A 20,578-nucleotide genomic window follows, 5' to 3' on the forward strand; every position below is an offset into this window, starting at 1 on the left:
GGATCCCGGGTGGACGAGAACATTGTTTGCGAGGTCGCGCCGGACACGCGTCTGGTCGATCGCCGTCGCGCGGCGGCCTATGTCGGCGTGACCGCCGGACGCTTCGAGCAGCTGGTGCGCGACAGCGTCGTGCCACCGCCGGTCATGGTGGACAACAAGCGGCGCTGGCCGCTCGCGTTGCTCGACGTTGCGAAGGACGCGGTTGTCGCCAGCAGCATGCCGTGCCTGCCGCAGGTGATGGTCGAGATTGCGCAGGACGCGCGTCCCTGCGAACGGGCCCCCGCACCAGCCTCGCACGAACTGCCGGATAAAAACTGGTTCGAGCAGCGCGCGCGGTTCGTTCAGCGCGTGCGCCGGTCGCTGCTGTCGGGCAACGAGATACGGCTCTTGCGCGAGTTCAAGCTGCTCAGGCAGAACCAGATCAGCATGTTCGGCTATTACGGCAGTTTCGAAGCCCTGATGGTGCGCGGCTACATCGTCGAGCTCGCGCGAAAGCCGCCGTCGAGCCGTCCGCTGGTGACGTACCGGCTGACCGCGCAGGGCGAGCGGGTCACGTCGGCGCTCAAGGGCGAGCCGGCGATCTGACCGGCGCGGACAAGGCGATGGCATCCTCCGGCATCATCGCACGGCGTGCATCTCCAGAAATGCCTTCACGCCGGTGACGGTGCCCGTATCCGACGGCACATAACCGGGCAGGGTGGCGATGGCTGCGCGAAAATCGGCGCTGCGGATGATCTCCAGGATGCGCTGCATCGGCCCGGTGTCCAGGAACGCGCGCTTGCAGACGAAGAAATAATCCTCGGTCAGGAGCCGGATGAAATCGAGGCCGAAATGCCGGGCGGCGGCTTCGACGCCGAAGCTCGCATCAGCCATGCCGCTCGCGACATAGGCTGCGACCGCGGCGTGGGTGAATTCGATCTGCTGCGCGCCGTTGATCCTGCTCTCGTCGATGCCGTTTGCCGCAAGCAGTTGGTCGAACAGAAGCCGCGTGCCGGAATCGTGGTCGCGGTTGACGAAGCGGACTTTTGGTCCGGTGAGATCATCGAGCGAAGCGATGCGCAGCGGATTGCCGCGCGCGACCATCAATCCCATTTCGCGTGTGACGAAGCTGATGATGCGATCCTCGCGCGGATCGAGCCATTCGCGCGCAGCCTTGATGCCCTGAGCCCGTAGCGCGCCGTGCGGCAGATGCAGGCCGGAGAGATCGCAGGCGCCCTGCGCCAGCGAGACCAGCGAATGCTGGTTGCTGACATAGCGCAGATCGACGCCGATGCCGGGCTCGCGGTCGAGGAATTCGCGCAGTTTTGCGACCGCAAAACCGTGGCTGGCATGCACGCGGATCACCGACGGGCGCTGCTCGAGGAACGGCTTGATCTCGCTCGCCAGCTCCTGTGCCAGATTCTCAAGCTGAGGTCCGAGCCGGGCCTGCATGCGCTCGCCCGCCCACACCAGCCGCTCGCCGAACGGCGTGAGTTTCGAGCCCTTGCCGCGCTGGGTTTCCACCAGCGGCGTGCCGAAGAACTCCGACCATTGCTCGATCAGATTCCAGACATGGCGATAGGAGAGGTGCGCATCCTTGGCCGCGCTGGTGATCTTCCCGGTTCTCCTGATCTCGTTGAGGACGCCAAGCATGATGACGGCGGTGCGCGGATTGCCCTCCCGGCGAAACCGCCAGACGGCCTCGATCTCGATCTGAAGCATTGGTCCTCCCTATGAACTACATTTCATATGACCGCCGTCCATTTGCAATCCATATCATATTTACTCCCGTCCACAGGCGCCTAGTCTGGTATACCAGAACTGGAGGAATATGATGTCTGTTGCATATGACTTTGCACACTCGCCGGCCACCGAGTTCATGTCCCGGCCGCAGCATCTGCTGATCGACGGTCGCCGCGTCCCGGCGAGCTCCGGTCGCACATTCAACTCGCTCAATCCGGCCACCGGGCAGGTCATCGCCATCGTCGCCGAAGGCAACGAGGCCGATGTCGATCATGCAGTAGCGGCCGCGCGCCGGGCCTTCGAAGGCCCCTGGCGCACGATGCGGGCGTCCGAGCGCGGCCAGATCCTGCTACGCTGGGCAGACCTGCTCAAGGCTCACGCCGAGGAGATCATCGAACTCGAGTCGATCGATGCGGGCAAGCCGATCGCCGCGACATCGCGGCAGGATTTTCCGGCCGCCGTCGACACGCTGATCTACTACGCCGGTTGGGCCGACAAGATCAGCGGCGACGTCGTGCCCGTGCGCGATGATGCCCTGACCTACACCGTGCGCGAGCCGGTCGGCGTGGTCGCGGCGATCGTGCCCTGGAATTTCCCGCTGATGATCGGGATGTGGAAGCTCGCGCCGGCGCTGGCCTGCGGGTGCACCATCGTGATGAAGCCGGCCGAGCTGACCTCGCTGTCGGCGCTACGCATCGCCGAGCTCGCGCTCGAAGCCGGCCTGCCGGCGGGCGTCTTCAACGTCGTCACTGGCCCCGGCCGCGTCGTCGGCGACGCGCTGGTCAATCACCCTGACGTCGACAAGGTCACCTTCACCGGCTCTCCCGGTGTCGGGCGGGGAATCATGAAGGGCGCCGCAAGCAACTTCAAGCGCATCTCGCTCGAGCTGGGAGGCAAGTCGGCCAACGTCATTTTCGACGATGCCGATCTCGAAGCGGCATCGAAAGCTGCGGCTTCCGGCATCTTCTTCAATGCGGGCCAGGTCTGCTCGGCCGGCTCCCGCGTGCTGGTGCAGGAGAAGGCCTATGACGAGGTCGTCGAGCGGCTGGCGGCGCGCGCAAAGTCGCTCAGGATCGGCGACCCGCTCGACCGCAAGACGGTGCTCGGTCCCGTCATCTCCGAGAAGCAGATGAAGTCGGTCCTCGATTATGTCGACATCGGCCGGAAGGAGGGCGCGACCCTCGTCACCGGTGGCGAGAAGGTCGGCGATCGCGGCTACTTCATCAGCCCCGCGGTGTTCGCGAATGTCGCGCACGAGATGCGGATCTCGCAGGAAGAGATCTTTGGCCCGGTCGTCAGTGTCATCAAGTTCAAGGACGAGGCCGACGCTTTGCGGATTGCCAACGGCACGGCTTACAGTCTCGCCGCCGGCGTCTGGAGCCGCGACATCGGCAAGCTGCAGCGCTTCGCCAAGCGAGCGCGCGCGGGCACAGTCTGGATGAACACCTATGGCTATACCGACGTGCGGCTGCCCTGGGGCGGCGAGCGCGACTCCGGCCTCGGCCGCGAGCACGGCACCGCCGCGCTAGACAATTTCACCGAGCCCAAGGCGGTCTGGATGAATCTGGCCGTTTGATACCTCCCGAGTGGCCAAGCCTGGAGCCCGCCTGACCACCCGTGCAGGCGGGCTCTTTTTCGAGATCGATAAAATTGTCTGCATTCCGCTCAGCTGCGGCAAACCGTGCGGACAAGAACCGCGCGGCCTTAAACCCCGGCTTTGGAACCGGCGTGCATCCTGCCTGCAAAAGGGTGGGGCATCAGCATGTCAGTTCTCAGGGAGGTCGTCGTCGCAATCGCGGGAGTCTACGCACTTCTGTTTGCGTGCGACGCAATGTTCGGGATCGGCGAGGCGCGCTTCGACGACGTTTATTACAGCGCCAGCTTCTATGCGCCGCGGCCGAAGGAGTTTCGTTTCGCCGGCGATACGCCGCCGGCGGTCCGCGTCAGCGAGGCGTTTGCGCAATTCGCGCCGGGCGAAGCCAAGCCGAACAAGCGCTACTCGTCGCTGACCACGATCCTCCGGTAAGCACTGTCTATTCTCCCTGGATCCATTCCGCGACGCCGCGCCACAATGTGTCGCGATGTTCGGGGCGGAAGAAGCCGAAATGGCCAATCGCCTTGGCGCCGACGTCGGACGGCTTCACGTTGATTACCTCCGGCTTGATTGCGGTGAATCCGCTCGCAAGCAGCTCGACCGCGGGCCGCGTCGCCCAGGGATCGTCGGAGAAGCAGAGTGTGCGCAACTCGCCCTTGAACCTGGCGAAATTCTCCAGCGCCGGCAGCTTTGAATCGAAGAGATAACGGGGGCTCGAGACCCACTCGGCCCATTGCAGGAAGACGCCCTTGGGCAGATCCTCGCCGATGCCGGCCCAGCCCGGCGCGTAACCGAGCGCGTGGACGAGCGGCACGCCGACAAAATTCATGAAGGCGAAGACGCGGTATTTTTCCGGCGACGTCATCAGCCGCCAGGTCGCCGCCTGCGAGGCCACGAACGCGGCGCGCGAGATGTCCGCGTTGTTCGCGATCAGCCCGAGCGCCTGGCCGCCAAAGGAGTGCCCGACATAGGCCAAGGGCAGAGTGTGGTAGCGCTCGCGCATCCAGTGCACTGCGGCGGTGACGTCGAGCGCGGCCCAGTCCGACATCGAGGCCTTGAAGCCGACCAGCGATTTCGGTTGGTTGTAGCCAACCATCGCCGGCAGCCGGGAGTCGCCGATGCCGCGATAGTCGTAGGTCAGGACTGCGCAGCCGCGATGGGCGAGATAGGAGGCAAAGCCGCGATAGATTTTTCGCGGGACGGCAGTCGCCGAATTGACCAACACGGCATGACGTTTGGTGCCGCGGGGCAGGAATAGCGTGCCAGCCAGCGCATACCCGTCGGTCGCCGGGAAGCTGATCTCGTCGATGAAAACGTCGTCCAGTGCCGCGTCCATGGACCGAAGGTATCTGCCAGTTTCCAAGCCGTTTCCCAGCAAATGCGAATTTGGCTTTCCCCGCAAGGCTTTGCAGTGCCAGACGGATTTACAACTGGCGGCCGGTGGCCAGCCTGTGTATAAGGCGACCCTCGCAACCCACAGATCAGGTTGTGCTTTTTGCTTCACGGAGAGATTGCGATGTCCGAGCGGTGGACGCCCGAGTCCTGGCGCAGCAAGCCGGTGCTACAGGTGCCCGATTATCCCGACGCCAAGGCCCTGGCCGACGTCGAGGCGCAGCTTGCGACCTTTCCGCCGCTGGTGTTCGCGGGCGAGGCGCGCAATCTGAAGAAGGCGCTGGCGCGGGTCGCGGCCGGAGAGGCCTTCCTGCTGCAGGGCGGCGACTGCGCCGAGAGCTTTGCCGAGCACGGCGCCAACAACATCCGCGACTTCTTTCGCGTGCTGCTCCAGATGGCGGTGGTACTGACCTATGCCGGCGCCGTCCCGGTGGTGAAGGTCGGGCGCGTCGCCGGCCAGTTCGCAAAGCCGCGCTCCTCGCCGATGGAGAAGATCGACGGGGTCGAGCTGCCGAGCTATCGCGGCGACATCGTCAACGACATCGCTTTCACCAAGCAAGCGCGCGTCCCTGATCCGCAGCGCCAGCTGATGGCCTATCGCCAGTCGGCCGCGACGCTGAACCTGCTGCGTGCGTTCGCGACCGGCGGTTACGCCAATCTCGGCAGCGTGCATCAGTGGATGCTCGGCTTCCTCAAGGACAGTCCGCAGTCCCGTCGCTACAAGGAATTGGCCGACCGCATCTCCGATGCGCTCAATTTCATGCGCGCCTGCGGCCTCGATCTCGAGGCCCATCCCGAGCTGCGCGCCACCGATTTCTACACCAGTCACGAGGCCCTGCTGCTCGGCTACGAGCAGGCCATGACCCGCGTCGATTCCACCACCGGCGACTGGTACGCGACCTCGGGGCACATGATCTGGATCGGCGACCGCACTCGCCAGCTCGACCACGGCCATATCGAATATTTCCGCGGCATCAAGAATCCGATCGGGCTCAAATGCGGCCCGTCGCTCAAGCCCGACGAACTGCTGAAGCTGATCGACGTGCTCAATCCCGACAACGAGCCGGGCCGGCTGACGCTGATCGGCCGCTTCGGCTCCGACAAGATCGGCGAGCACCTGCCGAACATGATCCGCGCCGTGAAGCGGGAGGGCAAAGTGGTGGTGTGGTCGTGCGATCCCATGCACGGCAACACCATCACCTCGACATCAGGTTACAAGACACGGCCCTTCGACCGCATCCTGTCCGAGGTGAAGTCGTTCTTCGCGATCCACGCCGCTGAAGGCACCCATGCCGGCGGCGTGCATCTGGAGATGACCGGCCAGGACGTCACCGAGTGCCTCGGCGGCGCCCGCGCGATCACTGACGAGGATCTCAACGACCGCTATCACACGGTCTGTGATCCCCGGCTCAACGCCGAGCAATCCATCGATATGGCTTTCCTGGTCGCAGAACTGCTCAAGCAGGAACGCGCCGGCAAGGTCAGGCCGATGCCGGTCGCAGCGGGGCTCTGAGACCTTGCTGCGAATCTGGAAGGCCACGATCAATTCCCGTAACGGTCTGGCCTTTGCGTTCCGCTCGGAGCAGGCCGTCCGCGAGGAAATCGTTGCGCTCCTCTTGTCGCTGCCGCTCGCGTGGTTCGTCGGCGCGACCGCGATGCGCGCGGTCGAGCTGATCTGCGCGGTCGCGTTCGTGCTGGTGGTCGAGCTGCTCAATACGGCGATCGAGAAGCTTGCCGACCGGCTGACCATGGATCACGACAAGCAGATCGGACGGGTCAAGGACATGGGCTCGGCCGCGGTCGGTGTCGCGCTGCTGATGGCCGGCGCGTTCTGGATCATCGCCATTATCGAGCGCTTGGGATTTCTTTAAAGCGCGTATCGCGCTTTAAACTGTTTTTTCAGCATGATCTTTTCGGAAAACCGCTTCACTCTTTTCCGGATCATGCTCTGATCGGAGCGCCATGACCGAACGTCTCAACGCATTCGCGGTCACGCTCGCCCAGCTCAATCCGACCATGGGCGACATCGAGGGCAATGCCGCGAAAGCGCGCGCGGCGCGCGTGCAGGCAGCCGCCGACCGTGCCGATCTCGTGCTGTTTCCGGAATTGTTCATCGCCGGCTACCCGCCGGAAGATCTCGTGCAGAAGCCTTCCTTTCAGGCCGCCTGCCGCGCTGCGATCGAAGCGCTGGCGCGCGAGACCGCCGATGGCGGGCCGGCGATGCTGATCGGCACGCCCTGGGTCGAGGAGGGCAGGCTCTATAATGCCTGCGCGCTGCTCGATGGCGGCCGTATCGCTGGCCTGCGCTTCAAATGCAATCTACCGAATTACGGCGTGTTCGACGAGAAGCGGCTGTTTTCGCGCGGGCCTGCCGCCGGCCCCGTCACCGTGCGCGGCGTGCGCGTCGGTGTGCCGATCTGCGAGGACATCTGGCTTGAGGAGTCCGAGAACTACGAGAACGTGGTCGAGACGCTGGCCGAGACCGGCGCCGAGATCATCCTCGTGCCGAACGGCTCGCCTTACGCCCGCGACAAGGCCGACGTGCGCTTGTCGGTCGCGGTCGCGCGCGTCACCGAGAGCGGTCTGCCGCTGGTCTATCTCAACCAGGTTTGCGGCCAGGACGAGTTGGTGTTCGACGGCGCCTCCTTTGCGCTCAACGGCGACCTTTCGCTCGCAGCGCAATTGCCGGCGTTCGCGGAGAGCATCACCACACTGCACTTCACGAGAAGCGGCGACGATTGGCGTTGCACCGGGCCGATCGCCGCGCAGCCCGAGGCAGACTACGCCGACTACGCGGCCTGCGTGCTGGGCTTGCGCGACTACGTCGCCAAGAATGGCTTTCCCGGCGTGCTGCTCGGCATTTCCGGCGGCATCGACTCCGCGCTGTGCGCGGCGATCGCGGTCGATGCACTCGGTTCCGATCAGGTGCACGGCGTGATGCTGCCTTATCGCTACACCGCGGCAAGCTCGATTGCGGACGCCGGCGAGCTCGCCGGCCATCTCGGCATCCGCTACGAGGTGCTGCCGATCGCCGAAGCGGTAACCGGGTTCGAGACCATCCTGTCCGGCGTCTTCAAGAATCTGCCGCCCGATGTCACCGAGGAGAATCTCCAGGCCCGCACCCGCGGCACGCTGCTGATGGCGATCTCGAACAAGACCGGCCTGATGGTGGTGACCACAGGCAACAAATCGGAGATGTCGGTCGGCTACGCCACGCTCTATGGCGACATGAACGGCGGCTTCAATCCGATCAAGGACATCTACAAGACGCAGGTGTTTCGGCTGGCAAGCTTGCGTAATTCGTGGAAGCCCGAGGGGGCGCTGGGGCCGGCCGGTGAGGTGATCCCGCCCGACATCATCACGCGTCCGCCGACCGCGGAGCTGCGCGAGAACCAGACCGACCAGGATTCGTTGCCGGCTTACGACGCGCTTGATGCCATCCTGGAGCGTCTCATCGAGCGCGAAGAGCCGCTCGATATAATCATCGCCGCGGGCTTTGACCGCGAGACGGTCACCCGCATCGACCATCTCCTCAACGTCGCCGAATACAAGCGCCGCCAGGCCGCGCCCGGCGTCAAGGTCACAGCCAGGAATTTCGGCCGCGACCGCCGCTATCCCATCACCAACCGCTTTCGCGACAAAGGCGAGCAGCTCGCCGCTCCGGATGAGACGCTGGTCTCGCGTGGGAGCAAAGCCTCGATCGACGCGTTTGAGGGGTAGGGGGTGCCAGTTCGGGTAGCTTGGAGATTGCATTCCGCTGTCGTCATCCAATGAGGTGATCCATATCTTCTGGCATCCTGCTTGGGCGATCGAATTCGACCATAGAGCATTCATAGGTGTGCTCCGGAGCTGGTGGTGGGCGAAAGCATGGCAGACGAAATCTCCCTTGACATGGATGATCTCCGAGAGGTTGCAGCCTATGCGGCGGCAAATGCCGCGGACGTGCTGGAAATATTCGAGCGGGCGCATCCAGTGGATTTCCGGCCCCGTGACGCAGTCGAAGCAGCGCGGACCTTCGCGAAGGGAGGCAAGCGGGTAAAGACCCTGCGCGATGCAGCCTGGGCAGCGCTGAAGGCAGCAAACGAATCCAAAGGTGCGGCAGCCAGCCAAGCCGCACGCGCGGCGATGAGTGCCTCATCCGCGGCGTATCTTCATCCCCTGGCTCGATCGACCCAGGTCAGGCACATTCTTGGCGCGGCGGCCCACGCCGCACGGGCCCTCGAACTCGAAACGGCTGCGAATCCCGGTGTCGGTGTAGACTATATTGAGCACGCCGCCCGGCGCGCGACGCCTAGATTTGTTCGTGTCTTGGGGCGCTACCCGACAGCGCCGCTTGGCGGCGGCCGGGTCGGGGAACTCTTGCGCGCAATTGATTGGATGATTCGCGAGGCAAACGGTCTCGCCACCCATTTCGCTGTTATCAGCCGCGAAAGCAGATGATCCAGTAGGCTGCGCCGGTCGTCGTGAAAACCAGCTGATGCCAGCGTACAGGATGGCCCCCGCTTTCGCGGGGGCATGACAGCGGAGGACGTGACCTACTTCTGCTGCTGCGGCAAGAAGCTTGGTCCGACCGAACGGATCGGCTTGTTCTCGGACGAGGTCGTAGCGGTGCCGGTATCGGCAGGCGGAGTCGCGACAGGTGCAGCCGCCGTGGTCGGCGTCGCACCCTTCTTGCCATTGGCGGCAGGCGTGCCCTTGTTGAGCTGCCGCTGCTGCATTTTCTTGGCGCTCTCCTCGGTGACGATGATGTCACCTTGCTGTTCGGCCGACGCCTTGTCGTCGGCCGATTTGAGCGCGTCCGCCCAGGTCTGGCCCGCGGCCTTGCAGGAGCAGGACGGGTTGAACTCGCTGCGGAATTTGAACGCGGTCGGCAGCGCCGTGTAGGGCTGGCCGCTGGTGGAGACCGCGGAGTTCATGTCTTCACCGGGATTGCGATGGGTGTAGAGCACGGCCTCGGCGGCCGGGCACAGCGCCTTGCAGGTCTTCTCGTCGTCGGGGAAGCGCGCCGGCACGGTCGCAAACGAGACCGGGAAGTAGGCGCCGTCGCAGGTGCGCACGCACACGGTGCGATAGGTGCCTGATTGCGGGCCGAGATCGGACGGCGGCACGCCTTGCGGATTATTGGGGTTGTTGCCGCCGAACAGATTGCTCAGGAAATTGCCGCCGCCTTGCGACTGCGCCGCATTGGCATATTGCGGGCCGCAATTGTTCTGCGCCAGCGCTGCCAGCACCGAGCGGCGCTGGTTGTCACGCTCGGGGCTAAAGCCGCCGGGGCCGCCGCCGCGCAGGCGTTCGAGATTGCCGGTGATCTGGTCCAGATTGGCGCGCATCTGCTGGATCTGGGTGTTGACCGGACCGCATTGCGCCGACTGGCCGCTGAACAGCGAGAAGAAGCCGGAGGAATCGCAACCCATGCGCTTGGCCTGCATGGTGACACGATCGAGCTCGGCCTGCTGCTTGGTCTGAGATTCCTGATAGCGGCGGATCTGGTCTTCGCGCGCGGGATCACCGCCGCCGCCACGATCGAGACCGGCGAGCTGACCTTCCAGGCGCGCGCACATCGGGTTGGGTCCGAGCCCGTTCTGGCCGGGCTGAGGCGGCGGTCCCGGCGGGCCGGCCTGTGCGAACGCGTTATTGGCGAGCGCAACCGTGCTGAAGAGCACGGCACAGGCAAGGATCGAGCGAGCACGGGAGAGAGACAAAAATTCAGGCATATCCGCCATTCTAGCGAGGTCACGGCCACGCGTGATGTGGGGAGGCCGGAGCGCGCCCTCCCATAGCCGCTTCCTGCGGCATCGTCACGTCGTTTCAGAGGCCAGCGATTGGGCCTAAGGTACGCCAGTTCCGAGCGAATTCAGCGCTGGCAGGTGATTGCGACATATTCGTCGCAATGGCCATGGGAGCAGTTTGCGCCGGATTTGGGGACAGAGCCGGTAATTTCGTCGGGATCGACCCGGCGATAGGCCGAAGCCTGGGCAAAATCGCGTGACTGGCAGTAGGTGCGGGCGACCTGCGCGCCGCATTTGTCGCTCTTGGCCAGGCACTGATCGACGCCGTAGCCGTCCGCCTGGTTTGGGATGATGAAGACGCGGGTCTCCGCGAGAGCGCTGGACGCCGCAAGGATGGAGGCGCAGGACATGAGCGCGAGCAATGATCGCATGAAAACACCGGGGCAAAAAATGTGAACTGCCAGTTCCAGAATGGGCTCAAATGGTTAAGGAGATGAACCATCTGCGCGCGGCGGCTGCGCATTGCGGAGATAAGACGGCGTTTTCGCGGCTCTCTTGACGCGGGGCCGCCTCATAGCCCATATGTTCCGTCATGAACGGTCTCCTCGTCATTTGCGCCATTTGCCGCGAGATTACGAGCTAGCGATTCGCTGGCTGGAGCCGTCTTTTCTCAAAACCATTGAGAGCACTGGACGCCCGGCCAACAGCCGACGGGTATCCTTATGGAATTGCGCCTTTACGATACGCTGAGCCGGGAAAAGCGCACCTTCGTGCCGCTCGATGCCAAGAACGTCCGCATGTATGTCTGCGGACCGACGGTCTATGACTTCGCCCATATCGGCAATGCCCGGCCGGTGATCGTGTTCGACGTGCTGTTTCGGCTGCTGCGCCATCTCTACGGTGAGGCGCACGTCAAATATGTCCGCAACATCACCGACGTTGACGACAAGATCAACGACCGCGCCGCGCGGGATTTCCCCGGCCTGCCGCTGAACGAGGCGATCCGGAAAGTCACCGAGCAAACCGGCAAACAGTTTCACGCTGACGTCGACGCGCTCGGCGCGCTGCGGCCGAGCGTCGAGCCGCGCGCCACCGAGCATATCGGCGAGATGCGCGAGATCATCGAACGGCTGGTTGCCGGCGGCTTTGCCTATGTTGCCGAGGATCACGTGCTGTTCTCGCCGCAGGCGATGAACGCGGCCGATGCCGGGTTGCCGCGCTATGGCGCGCTGTCCAATCGTTCGCTGGACGAGATGGTTGCCGGCGCCCGCGTCGATGTCGCGCCCTACAAGAAAGGCAACACCGACTTCGTGCTGTGGAAGCCGTCCAAGCCCGGCGAGCCGTCATGGCCGTCACCCGCCGGCGTCGCCGCGCAGGGGCGCCCGGGCTGGCATGTCGAGTGCTCGGCCATGGCCTGGAAGCATCTCGGCGAGCACTTCGACATCCATGGCGGCGGCATCGATCTCGTGTTTCCGCATCACGAGAACGAGGTCGCGCAGACCTGCTGCGCCTTCCACCGGGAGCGCATGGCGAACTACTGGATGCACAACGGCTTCCTGCAGGTCGAGAGCGAGAAGATGTCGAAATCGCTAGGCAACTTCGTCACGATTCACGAGCTGCTCGCGGACTGGCCGGGCGAAGTGCTGCGCCTGAATATGCTCAAGACGCATTACCGCTCGCCGATCGACTGGACGATGAAGTCGCTGGAGGAGAGCGCCAGGACGCTCGACGATTGGTATCGGGTTGCGGCTGACGTCGCATCCGGCAAGCCCGCCCCCTCAGTGGTCGAGCCGCTGCTCGACGACCTCAACACGCCGCTGGCGATCGCGGCGCTGCATGGGCTGCGCGGCAGCGATGTTGGTGCCCTCGCGGGTTCGTTGCGTCTGCTCGGCTTTCTCTCCGAGAGTGCCGCGCAGTGGGAAGGACGCAAGCAGCAGGCGAGCGGCGTCGATGCCAAGGAAGTCGAGCGCCTGATCTCGGAGCGGACGGCGGCGCGTGCGCGCAAGGACTTTGCGGAGTCCGATCGTATCCGCGATCTGCTTGCCGCGATGGGCGTTGCGATCAAGGATTCCAAGGAAGGGACGACGTGGGAGGTCGCACGATGAAGCGACCCGATACGCCTTTTCCGCGGCACTGGTTCTATTACATCGCGCTGAAAATCCTGCTGCTCGGCGCTGCCGTGGCGCTGGCGCTGAAACTCTATGGGATGTGGTGAAGACGATGGCACAAGCACTCCCAAAGCCTGGCTTGCGGCCCTTCCTGCCGGAGGACGTGCCGGTTCTCGCCGCGATCTTCACCGCCAGCATCGAAGAGCTGACCGGCGAGGACTATAGCGAGGCCCAACAACAGGCCTGGATGGCGTCGGCGGAAGACGAAGAGTTCGGCAAGGGGCTCGCCTCCGACCTGACGCTGATCGCAACCCTGGAGGGGTCACCGGTGGGTTTTGCCTCGCTGCAGGGCAAGGATCATATCCGCATGCTCTATGTGCATCCGGCCGTGGCCGGGCAGGGCCTCGCGACCATGCTCGTCGATGCGCTGGAAAAGCTTGCGGGCGGCCGCGGCGCCGACAAGCTGACGGTCGATGCCAGCGACAACGCGCAGGGCTTTTTCGCCAAGCGCGGCTATGTCGCCATGCAGCGCAACAGCATCACTGTCAACGACGAATGGCTGGCCAGCACCACCATGCAGAAGACGCTCGGCAGTGGACCCGCGTCGGGAGCGCTGCAATGAGCAAGGAGCGCCTCTATCTGTTCGACACCACGCTGCGCGATGGCGCGCAGACCAACGGCGTCGATTTCACGCTGACCGACAAGCAAATCATCGCCCAGATGCTCGATGAACTCGGCATCGACTATGTCGAGGGCGGCTATCCCGGCGCCAATCCGACCGACACCGAGTTCTTCGGCACCAAGCCGAAGTTTTCGCATGCGCGCTTCACCGCCTTCGGCATGACGCGGCGAGCGGGGCGCTCGGTCTCCAACGATCCCGGTGTGGCCGGGCTGCTGGAGGCCAAGGCCGACGTGATCTGCTTCGTGGCGAAGTCGTCGGCCTATCAGGTGCGCGTTGCCCTGGAGACGACGAAGGAGGAGAACCTCGCCTCGATCCGCGACAGCGTCGCAGCGGCGAAGGCTGCCGGCCGCGAGGTGATGCTCGACTGCGAACACTTCTTCGACGGTTACAAGGAGGATTCCGGTTTCGCGCTCGCCTGCGCGAAAGCTGCTTATGAAGCCGGCGCGCGCTGGGTGGTGCTGTGCGACACCAACGGCGGCACCATGCCCAACGAGGTCGAAGCGATCGTCACCGAGGTGACGAAGCACATCCCCGGCGATCATCTCGGCATCCACGCCCATAACGACACCGAGCAGGCGGTGGCGAATTCGCTCGCCGCGGTGCGCGCCGGCGCGCGGCAGATCCAGGGCACGCTGAACGGCCTCGGCGAGCGCTGCGGCAATGCCAATCTCTGCTCGCTGATTCCGACCTTGAAGCTGAAGGCCGAGTTTGCTGACGCGTTCGAGATCGGCGTCACGGCGGAGAAGCTCGCGACCCTGGTCAAGGTGTCGCGCACGCTCGACGATATGCTCAACCGCGTTCCGAACCGGCATGCGGCCTATGTCGGCGAGAGCGCGTTCGTCACCAAGACCGGCATCCATGCCTCTGCCGTGCTGAAGGATCCGCAGACCTACGAGCATGTCTTGCCGGAGCTGGTCGGCAATCATCGCAAGGTGCTGGTGTCCGATCAGGCCGGCCGCTCCAATGTCATTGCCGAGCTCGACCGCGCCGGCATCGCCTATGAGAAGAGCGATCCGAAACTGTCGCGGCTGGTCGAGGAATTGAAGGAGCGCGAGGCGCAGGGCTACGCCTATGAATCCGCCAACGCCTCGTTCGAGCTGCTGGCGCGGCGCACGCTCGGCAAGGTGCCGCACTATTTCGAGGTCGAGCAGTTCGACGTCAATGTCGAGCAGCGTTACAATTCGCATGGCGAACGCGTCACCGTGGCGCTGGCGGTGGTCAAGGTCGACGTCGCCGGCGAGCATCTGATCTCGGCGGCCGAAGGCAACGGTCCCGTCAACGCGCTCGACGTCGCGCTGCGCAAGGATCTCGGCAAGTACCAGAAATATATCGAAGGCCTGACGCTGATCGACTATCGCGTGCGTATCCTCAACGGCGGCACCGGCGCGGTCACGCGCGTCCTGATCGAGAGCGAGGACGAGAACGGCGACAGCTGGACCACGGTCGGGGTGTCCCCCAACATCATCGACGCCTCGTTCCAGGCGCTGATGGATTCGGTGATCTACAAGCTGGTGAAGTCGGGCGCGCCGGCGTAGGGCGGCGGTGCCACAAACGCGATGACGAGCAGGAGAGGGGGCGCGACCCATGATCGATCACATCTCTGTCGGCGTCAGCGATCTCCAGCGCTCGGCGACATTTTACGAGGCAACACTCGCCGCGCTCGGTCTCGCTCGCCTCGTCACGCGGCCGCGGACGATCGGCTTCGGCAAGGCCTATCCCGAATTCTGGATCAATCTGCGCGAGGGCATGCCGCACGTGCCGCCGGAGAGCGGCGTCCATATCTGCCTGCGGGCAAAGACGACCGTCGAGGTCGATGCATTTCACGCCGCAGCGCTGTCGGCCGGCGGCGCATCCGACGGCGCGCCGGGTATCCGCCCGCACGATCGCGTGCGTTATTACGCAGCCTTCGTTGTCGACCCCGATGGTAACCGGATCGAGGCGGTGACGTTTCCTGCGGACTAGAGCTTGCGCGCCATTTCCGGTGCGAGCTGCTTTTCCGCATCTTCGATCTGCGCTGCAGCCGATTTCAGCTTCGGCAAAATCTCTTCGATCCGATCGGCCTTGAGGATGTCGACCGAAAGGCCGGCGCGGATGAACTCGGTCTGGCGCATGTGCGACAGCAGCGAGAACAGCGGCTCCCAGAAATTATCGATGTTGGCCAGCAGCACCGGCTTGGCGTGACGTCCGAGCTGCTTCCAGGTCAATTGCTCGACCAACTCCTCCAGCGTGCCGACGCCGCCCGGCAGCGCCACGAAGGCGTCGGAGCGTTCGAACATCAGTCGCTTGCGCTCGTGCATGTCGGGGGTGACGATCATCTCCTGCACGCGCGTCAGCGCGTTTTCCCGCATCCGCAGGAAATCGGGGATGATGCCGGTGACAGTGCCGCCGTGATCGAGGACGGAGGTCGCCACCGAGCCCATCAGGCCGAGCGAGCCGCCGCCATAGACGAGGCGGATGTTGTTCTCGGCGAGCGCCTTGCCGAACGCCTTGGCGCCTTCGGTGAAACGGGGATTGGTTCCTGGGCCGGAGCCGCAATAGACACAGACGGTTTTGATCGTGCTCATTGGTGCCATGATGCATTGCAGCGAAGGGGCGTCAAGCCCAATCGGTGATTCGGGGCTTCCGGAAATCTACCGGTAAACCACGACGAACAATCCAAGATTCGCCATCTGGCGGGGTGCATGGGCATCGGTAAGGCTCTATATGACAAACGAAAATCCTTAATGGCAACGCAGCCCGCATTCGACGGGCTTTTCAGGCTTCTTGATGGACCAAGCTCAATCGCCCGCCGGCGCCAACGTTCCTGATCCCGCCGGGGGGCCGCTGGAGCGGGCCACGCTGATGGGCACGCTGGCGCATCTGTGGCCCTATATCTGGCCGGGCGACCGTTTCGACCTGAAGATGCGCGTGGTCTGGTCGATGGTGCTGCTGCTCGCCGCCAAGCTGATCACGCTGACGGTTCCTTTCAGCTTCAAATGGGCGACCGACGCGCTGACCGGCGCCAACAGTGCGCCAGTTCAGGCCGACAATTGGCACCTCTGGGTGATCGCCTCGCCGCTGCTGCTGACCGCCAGCTACGGCGTGATGCGCATCGTGATGGCGGTGCTGACGCAATGGCGCGACGGCATTTTCGCGCGCGTTGCCATGCACGCGGTGCGCAAGCTCGCCACCATCACTTTCATCCACATGCACGAGTTGTCACTGCGCTTCCACCTGGAGCGCAAGACCGGCGGCCTGACGCGCGTGCTCGAGCGCGGCCGCGAGGGCATCGAGGTCATCGTGCGCATGGTGATCCTGCAGCTGATCCCGACCATCGTCGAGGTCTCGCTGCTGATGGCCGTGCTGCTGTGGCAGTTCGATTGGCGCTACGTGCTTGCGACCCTCGTCACTGTCGCGGTCTACATGTACTACACCTACATCGCGACCGAGTGGCGGATCGGCATCCGCCGCAAGATGAACGATGCCGACACCGAGGCGAACACCAAGGCGATCGACTCGCTGCTCAACTACGAGACCGTCAAATATTTCAGCGCCGAGGCCCGTGAGTCACAGCGCTACGACCGGTCGGTCGCGCGTTACGAGGAGTCGAGCGTCCAGGCCTATACTTCGCTGGCCGTGCTCAACACCGGGCAGGCCGTGATCTTCACGCTGGGGCTGACCGCGACCATGCTGATGTGCGCGATCGGCGTGCGCAACGGCACCAACACGGTCGGCGATTTCGTGCTGGTCAACGCGATGATGATCCAGCTCTACCAGCCCTTGAACTTCATGGGCATGGTCTATCGCGAGATCAAGCAGGCGATCATCGACATCGAGAAGATGTTCAACGTGCTGGGGCGCGAGGCCGAGATCAAGGATGCGCCGGGCGCGAAGCCACTGGTGGTCTCCGCGGGCAATGTGCGTTTCGAGGATGTGCGCTTTGCCTATGAGCCCTCCCGTCCGATCCTCAAGGGCATCAGCTTCGAGGTGCCGGCCGGCAAGACGGTCGCGATCGTCGGCCCGTCAGGTGCGGGCAAGTCGACCATCTCGCGGCTTCTGTTTCGCCTCTACGACATCTCGGGCGGCAAGATCCTGATCGACGGCCAGGACATTCGCGAAGTCACGCAGGCGAGCTTGCGCGCGTCCATCGGCATGGTGCCGCAGGACACCGTGCTGTTCAACGACACCATCCGCTACAACATCCGCTACGGGCGTTGGGACGCCAGCAATGCCGAGGTCGAGCAGGCAGCGCAGCTGGCGCAGATCGATCATTTCATCCGCATGGCGCCGAAAGGCTACGAGACCCAGGTCGGCGAGCGCGGCCTGAAACTGTCCGGCGGCGAAAAACAACGGGTCGCGATCGCGCGCACCGTGTTGAAGGCGCCGCCGATCCTGGTGCTGGACGAGGCGACCTCCGCGCTTGACACCCACACCGAGCACGAAATTCAGGGTGCGCTCGAGCGCGTGGCGAAGAACCGCACTTCGCTGGTGATCGCCCATCGGCTCTCGACCATCGTCGGCGCCGACGAGATCATCGTGCTGGACCAGGGCCGTATCGCCGAGCGCGGCACCCACGCAAAACTGCTTGCGGAGGGGGGACTTTACGCCAGCATGTGGAACAGGCAGCGCGAGGCCGAGGCGGCGCGCGAGAAACTGGCGAGGATGGCCGATTCCGGCGAGGCGCCCAACCGGGAGCCACCGCCGGTCGCCGATGTCCTGACGGCGCCTGCGGCCGCGGAGTGACCTTGTCTCAGGTCCCAACTCTGGCCTAAACAACACCACCGCGCGGGACGACCTGCGCCATCAACCCTGAGCGGCAGATAGCGATGTCCATTCTCGATTCGATCCAGCGTCAGATCCCGCCGATCCACAAGGAGGGATATCCCTTCATCGGGGGCTTTGCGCTGGCAAGCCTCCTCCTGTTCTGGCTGTGGTCGCCTTTGGGGTGGATCGGCACCATCCTGACCGTGTGGTGCGCGCTGTTCTTCCGCGACCCCGTGCGCGTGACCCCAGTGCGCGAGGGGCTCGTGGTGTCGCCCGCCGACGGCCGCGTCTCCATGATCACTATGGCGCTGCCGCCGGCCGAGCTCGGGCTCGGCGATCGGCCGCTGCCGCGCGTCTCGGTGTTCATGAGTGTGTTCAACTGCCATGTGAACCGCAGCCCGATCGCGGGCCGGGTGGACCGTATCGCCTACCGGCCCGGCCTGTTCATCAATGCCGAGCTGGACAAGGCGAGCGAGGACAATGAGCGCAACGCGCTGGTGATCACGACGCCGACGGCGCGGATCGGCGTGATCCAGATCGCGGGTCTGGTCGCCAAGCGCATCGTCTGCTTCGTCAAAGAGGGGCAGGCAATCGGCGCCGGTGAGCGCTTCGGTCTGATCCGATTCGGCTCGCGGCTCGACGTCTATCTGCCGCTGGGCACGAAGGCGCTGGTCTCGGAAGGCCAGACCGCGATCGCCGGCGAGACGATTCTGGCGGATCTTGCCGGAGACGACCCGAGCCGCGCCTACCGTGCCAATTAACCAATAAGTCGGTCCTGAGGGGCCTTCCGCCGCAATGGCGGAGGGGAACGCGGCTTGCTATATCTCGCCCCAAGGTGAGGACGAGCCATGACGCCTTATGACTTCAAAGATCCTGATGTGCGCCGCCGGCGGTTCCGCCCGATCCCGGTGCGCATGCTGGTGCCCAACGTCATCACGCTGCTGGCGATCTGCGCCGGCCTGACCTCGATCCGGCTCTCGATCGAGGGGCGGATGTCGCTCGCGGTCTACGCCATCGTGTTCGCGGCGGCACTCGACGGCATCGACGGCCGCATCGCGCGCATGATCAAGGGGCAGTCCAAGTTCGGCGCCGAGCTCGACAGCCTCGCCGACTTCGTCAATTTCGGCGTGGCGCCCGGCCTGATGCTGTATTTCTGGCAGCTGCACGAGCTCGGCAATGCCGGCTGGATCGCCGCCATGGTGTTTGCGATCTCCGGTGGCCTCCGCCTGGCGCGCTTTAATGCCACCATGGACGATCCCAACAAGCCGGCCTTTGCCGCCAACTTCTTCACCGGCGTGCCGGCGCCGGCCGGCGCGATCACGGTGCTGCTGCCGATCTATGTCGCGTTCCTCGATCTCGGCCGGCTGCCTGCGGCGGTGACGGCTGCGTATACGCTGCTGATCGCCTTCCTGATGGTGTCGCGCCTGCCGGTGTTCTCCGGCAAGACCAAGCGCATGCGCGTGCCGCCCGAGCTGGTGCTGCCGGCGTTCGTCGCGGTGGTCGTGTTCATCGCGATCCTGATCGCCTATCCCTGGCACGTGCTGTCCATCGGAACGGTGCTGTATCTGCTCGCTTTGCCGCTCGGCTACAAATCCTATCGCGACCAGGCGCGCGCGATGGAAGCCACCGCGCCGGCTGGAGGCGAGGTCTCCTCGCCGCCGTCGGCGCCGACGCTGGCAAACCTGTCGGAGCCGCCGCGCGAAGACGACCGGCCCGACCGGCTGCACTGAACGGCAAGCGCCAAGCAGCCAAGGCACTGAACAGCGAGACTTGGATATCTGCCATGAGGCGCCCTGAGTTGGGTTGAGGCCCGATCTCGGCTATATCGCCCGGTGCAGGCGGCACCGCACCAACAGCGGCCGCCAATCTGGGAGAGAACGCTGTGACGAATACTGCGACCGGGCCGCTGCCCGCTTCCGTCCTCGAAGCGCTGGGCCGCTATGACACGCCGACGATCTGCAATGCCATGGAGATCGTGGCGCCCGAGCGCCGGCTGATCGGCTACACCACCAAACCACTGGTCTGCCCATTTCCCGATCTGCCCCCGATCGTCGGCTATGCCCGCACGGTCGCGATCCGCTCGGTGCTGAAAAATTCACTACCGCCGGAAGAGCAGTCCAAGCGCCGCATCGCATATTACGAATATGTCGGTACCGGCCACGGTCCGCGCATCTCGGTGATCCAGGACATCGACGGTCCCGACGTCGGCTACGGTGCGTTTTGGGGCGAGGTGCAGAGCAACGTGCACAAGGCGCTCGGCTGCCTCGGCGTCATCACCGACGGTTCGATCCGCGACATTCCGCAATGGGCGCCGGGCTTCCAGGCACTGGCCGGCTCGATCGGCCCGTCGCATGCCTGGGTGCACGCCGAGAGCTTTGGCGGCGAAGTGCGCGTCGCCGGCATGACCGTGAAGTCGGACGATCTGATCCATGCCGACCAGCACGGCGCCGTCGTAATTCCGCACGATATTGCCGCAAAGCTGCCCGAGGCCGCCGAACTCTGTGGCCGCCGCGAGACGCCGATCCTCGAGATCGCCCGCAGCCCCGACTTCTCGTTGGAGAAGTTGAAGGCTGCGCTGAAGCGCTCGGCGGAGATTCACTAACGGCGG

Annotated in this window: 20 protein-coding genes; 15 read left to right on the forward strand and 5 right to left on the reverse strand. The window is 64.5% G+C overall.

The genetic code is table 11. The features are described 5' to 3' along the window. The first annotated feature begins 9 nt into the window (after window positions 1-9). Entirely contained in the window at window positions 10-585 is a 576-nt protein-coding gene (locus ACIPUD_RS04220) for a hypothetical protein (protein ID WP_018459360.1), read from the forward strand. Between the two features lie 33 nt (window positions 586-618). Here ACIPUD_RS04220 and ACIPUD_RS04225 read toward each other — a convergent pair whose 3' ends face one another. After that, window positions 619-1,701 (reverse strand): helix-turn-helix transcriptional regulator, encoded by a 1,083-nt coding sequence (locus ACIPUD_RS04225; RefSeq protein WP_085395855.1) that lies wholly within the window; start codon window positions 1,699-1,701, stop codon window positions 619-621. 112 nt (window positions 1,702-1,813) lie between these two features. Between ACIPUD_RS04225 and ACIPUD_RS04230 the strand changes: the two genes are divergently transcribed. After that, window positions 1,814-3,298, forward strand: coding sequence for an aldehyde dehydrogenase family protein (locus tag ACIPUD_RS04230; protein ID WP_085385795.1), 1,485 nt, complete (start codon window positions 1,814-1,816; stop codon window positions 3,296-3,298). Window positions 3,299-3,484: 186 nt separating this feature from the next. Next, window positions 3,485-3,748 (forward strand): hypothetical protein, encoded by a 264-nt coding sequence (locus ACIPUD_RS04235; RefSeq protein WP_085352740.1) that lies wholly within the window; start codon window positions 3,485-3,487, stop codon window positions 3,746-3,748. 7 nt (window positions 3,749-3,755) lie between these two features. Here ACIPUD_RS04235 and ACIPUD_RS04240 read toward each other — a convergent pair whose 3' ends face one another. Further along, window positions 3,756-4,652, reverse strand: a complete 897-nt coding sequence (locus tag ACIPUD_RS04240; protein WP_085362159.1) for an alpha/beta hydrolase family protein — start codon at window positions 4,650-4,652, stop codon at window positions 3,756-3,758. Window positions 4,653-4,832: 180 nt separating this feature from the next. Here ACIPUD_RS04240 and ACIPUD_RS04245 point away from each other — a divergent pair, with 180 nt between their 5' ends. The 4 genes from ACIPUD_RS04245 (at window position 4,833) to ACIPUD_RS04260 (ending at window position 9,148) form a co-directional block, all read left to right on the forward strand. Further along, window positions 4,833-6,221, forward strand: coding sequence for a class II 3-deoxy-7-phosphoheptulonate synthase (locus tag ACIPUD_RS04245; protein WP_085395858.1), 1,389 nt, complete (start codon window positions 4,833-4,835; stop codon window positions 6,219-6,221). Between the two features lie 4 nt (window positions 6,222-6,225). Next, a complete protein-coding gene (locus ACIPUD_RS04250; protein WP_018459355.1) occupies window positions 6,226-6,579 on the forward strand; it encodes a diacylglycerol kinase in 354 nt (117 codons plus the stop codon). 91 nt (window positions 6,580-6,670) lie between these two features. Beyond that, window positions 6,671-8,428: an NAD+ synthase gene (locus ACIPUD_RS04255; RefSeq protein ID WP_446480169.1), complete on the forward strand. Its 1,758-nt coding sequence runs from the start codon at window positions 6,671-6,673 to the stop codon at window positions 8,426-8,428. A gap of 147 nt (window positions 8,429-8,575) precedes the next feature. Beyond that, window positions 8,576-9,148, forward strand: coding sequence for a putative immunity protein (locus ACIPUD_RS04260; protein WP_204510900.1), 573 nt, complete (start codon window positions 8,576-8,578; stop codon window positions 9,146-9,148). A 95-nt stretch (window positions 9,149-9,243) separates the two neighbouring features. On the opposite strand, the gene ACIPUD_RS04265 is transcribed toward ACIPUD_RS04260, so the two are convergent. Further along, window positions 9,244-10,431: a DUF2865 domain-containing protein gene (locus ACIPUD_RS04265; protein WP_247297624.1), complete on the reverse strand. Its 1,188-nt coding sequence runs from the start codon at window positions 10,429-10,431 to the stop codon at window positions 9,244-9,246. A 131-nt stretch (window positions 10,432-10,562) separates the two neighbouring features. Continuing rightward, the gene (locus tag ACIPUD_RS04270; RefSeq protein ID WP_026233782.1) at window positions 10,563-10,868 is read right to left on the reverse strand and encodes a hypothetical protein; all 306 of its coding nucleotides are present in this window, start codon (window positions 10,866-10,868) and stop codon (window positions 10,563-10,565) included. Window positions 10,869-11,159: 291 nt separating this feature from the next. On the opposite strand from ACIPUD_RS04270, the gene cysS reads away from it, so the two are divergent. The 4 genes from cysS (at window position 11,160) to ACIPUD_RS04290 (ending at window position 15,189) form a co-directional block, all read left to right on the forward strand. Next, complete coding sequence (gene cysS, locus ACIPUD_RS04275) at window positions 11,160-12,542, forward strand: cysteine--tRNA ligase (RefSeq protein ID WP_018459351.1); 1,383 nt, start codon at window positions 11,160-11,162, stop codon at window positions 12,540-12,542. A 115-nt stretch (window positions 12,543-12,657) separates the two neighbouring features. Beyond that, a complete protein-coding gene (locus ACIPUD_RS04280) occupies window positions 12,658-13,167 on the forward strand; it encodes an N-acetyltransferase family protein (protein WP_446480170.1) in 510 nt (169 codons plus the stop codon). Continuing rightward, a complete protein-coding gene (gene cimA, locus ACIPUD_RS04285) occupies window positions 13,164-14,762 on the forward strand; it encodes a citramalate synthase (protein WP_018459349.1) in 1,599 nt (532 codons plus the stop codon). Before ACIPUD_RS04280 ends, cimA begins: the two co-directional genes overlap by 4 nt. A 49-nt stretch (window positions 14,763-14,811) precedes the next feature. Continuing rightward, a complete protein-coding gene (locus ACIPUD_RS04290) occupies window positions 14,812-15,189 on the forward strand; it encodes a VOC family protein (RefSeq protein WP_018459348.1) in 378 nt (125 codons plus the stop codon). On the opposite strand, the gene ACIPUD_RS04295 is transcribed toward ACIPUD_RS04290, so the two are convergent. Then, a complete protein-coding gene (locus ACIPUD_RS04295; RefSeq protein ID WP_018459347.1) occupies window positions 15,186-15,791 on the reverse strand; it encodes an LOG family protein in 606 nt (201 codons plus the stop codon). The genes ACIPUD_RS04290 and ACIPUD_RS04295 overlap by 4 nt on opposite strands. A 202-nt stretch (window positions 15,792-15,993) precedes the next feature. Between ACIPUD_RS04295 and ACIPUD_RS04300 the strand changes: the two genes are divergently transcribed. The 4 genes from ACIPUD_RS04300 to ACIPUD_RS04315 all read left to right on the forward strand — a co-directional run bounded on the left by ACIPUD_RS04300 (window position 15,994) and on the right by ACIPUD_RS04315 (window position 20,572). Beyond that, on the forward strand, window positions 15,994-17,949 hold the full coding sequence (locus tag ACIPUD_RS04300) for an ABCB family ABC transporter ATP-binding protein/permease (RefSeq protein ID WP_446480171.1): 1,956 nt from the start codon (window positions 15,994-15,996) through the stop codon (window positions 17,947-17,949). A 77-nt stretch (window positions 17,950-18,026) separates the two neighbouring features. Then, window positions 18,027-18,731, forward strand: a complete 705-nt coding sequence (locus tag ACIPUD_RS04305) for a phosphatidylserine decarboxylase (protein ID WP_446480323.1) — start codon at window positions 18,027-18,029, stop codon at window positions 18,729-18,731. Between the two features lie 87 nt (window positions 18,732-18,818). Beyond that, window positions 18,819-19,700, forward strand: a complete 882-nt coding sequence (locus ACIPUD_RS04310; RefSeq protein WP_018459344.1) for a CDP-alcohol phosphatidyltransferase family protein — start codon at window positions 18,819-18,821, stop codon at window positions 19,698-19,700. A 152-nt stretch (window positions 19,701-19,852) separates the two neighbouring features. After that, a complete protein-coding gene (locus tag ACIPUD_RS04315; RefSeq protein ID WP_018459343.1) occupies window positions 19,853-20,572 on the forward strand; it encodes an RraA family protein in 720 nt (239 codons plus the stop codon). Window positions 20,573-20,578 lie beyond the last annotated feature (6 nt).

The sequence above is a fragment of the Bradyrhizobium sp. CAR08 genome (assembly GCF_052871955.1).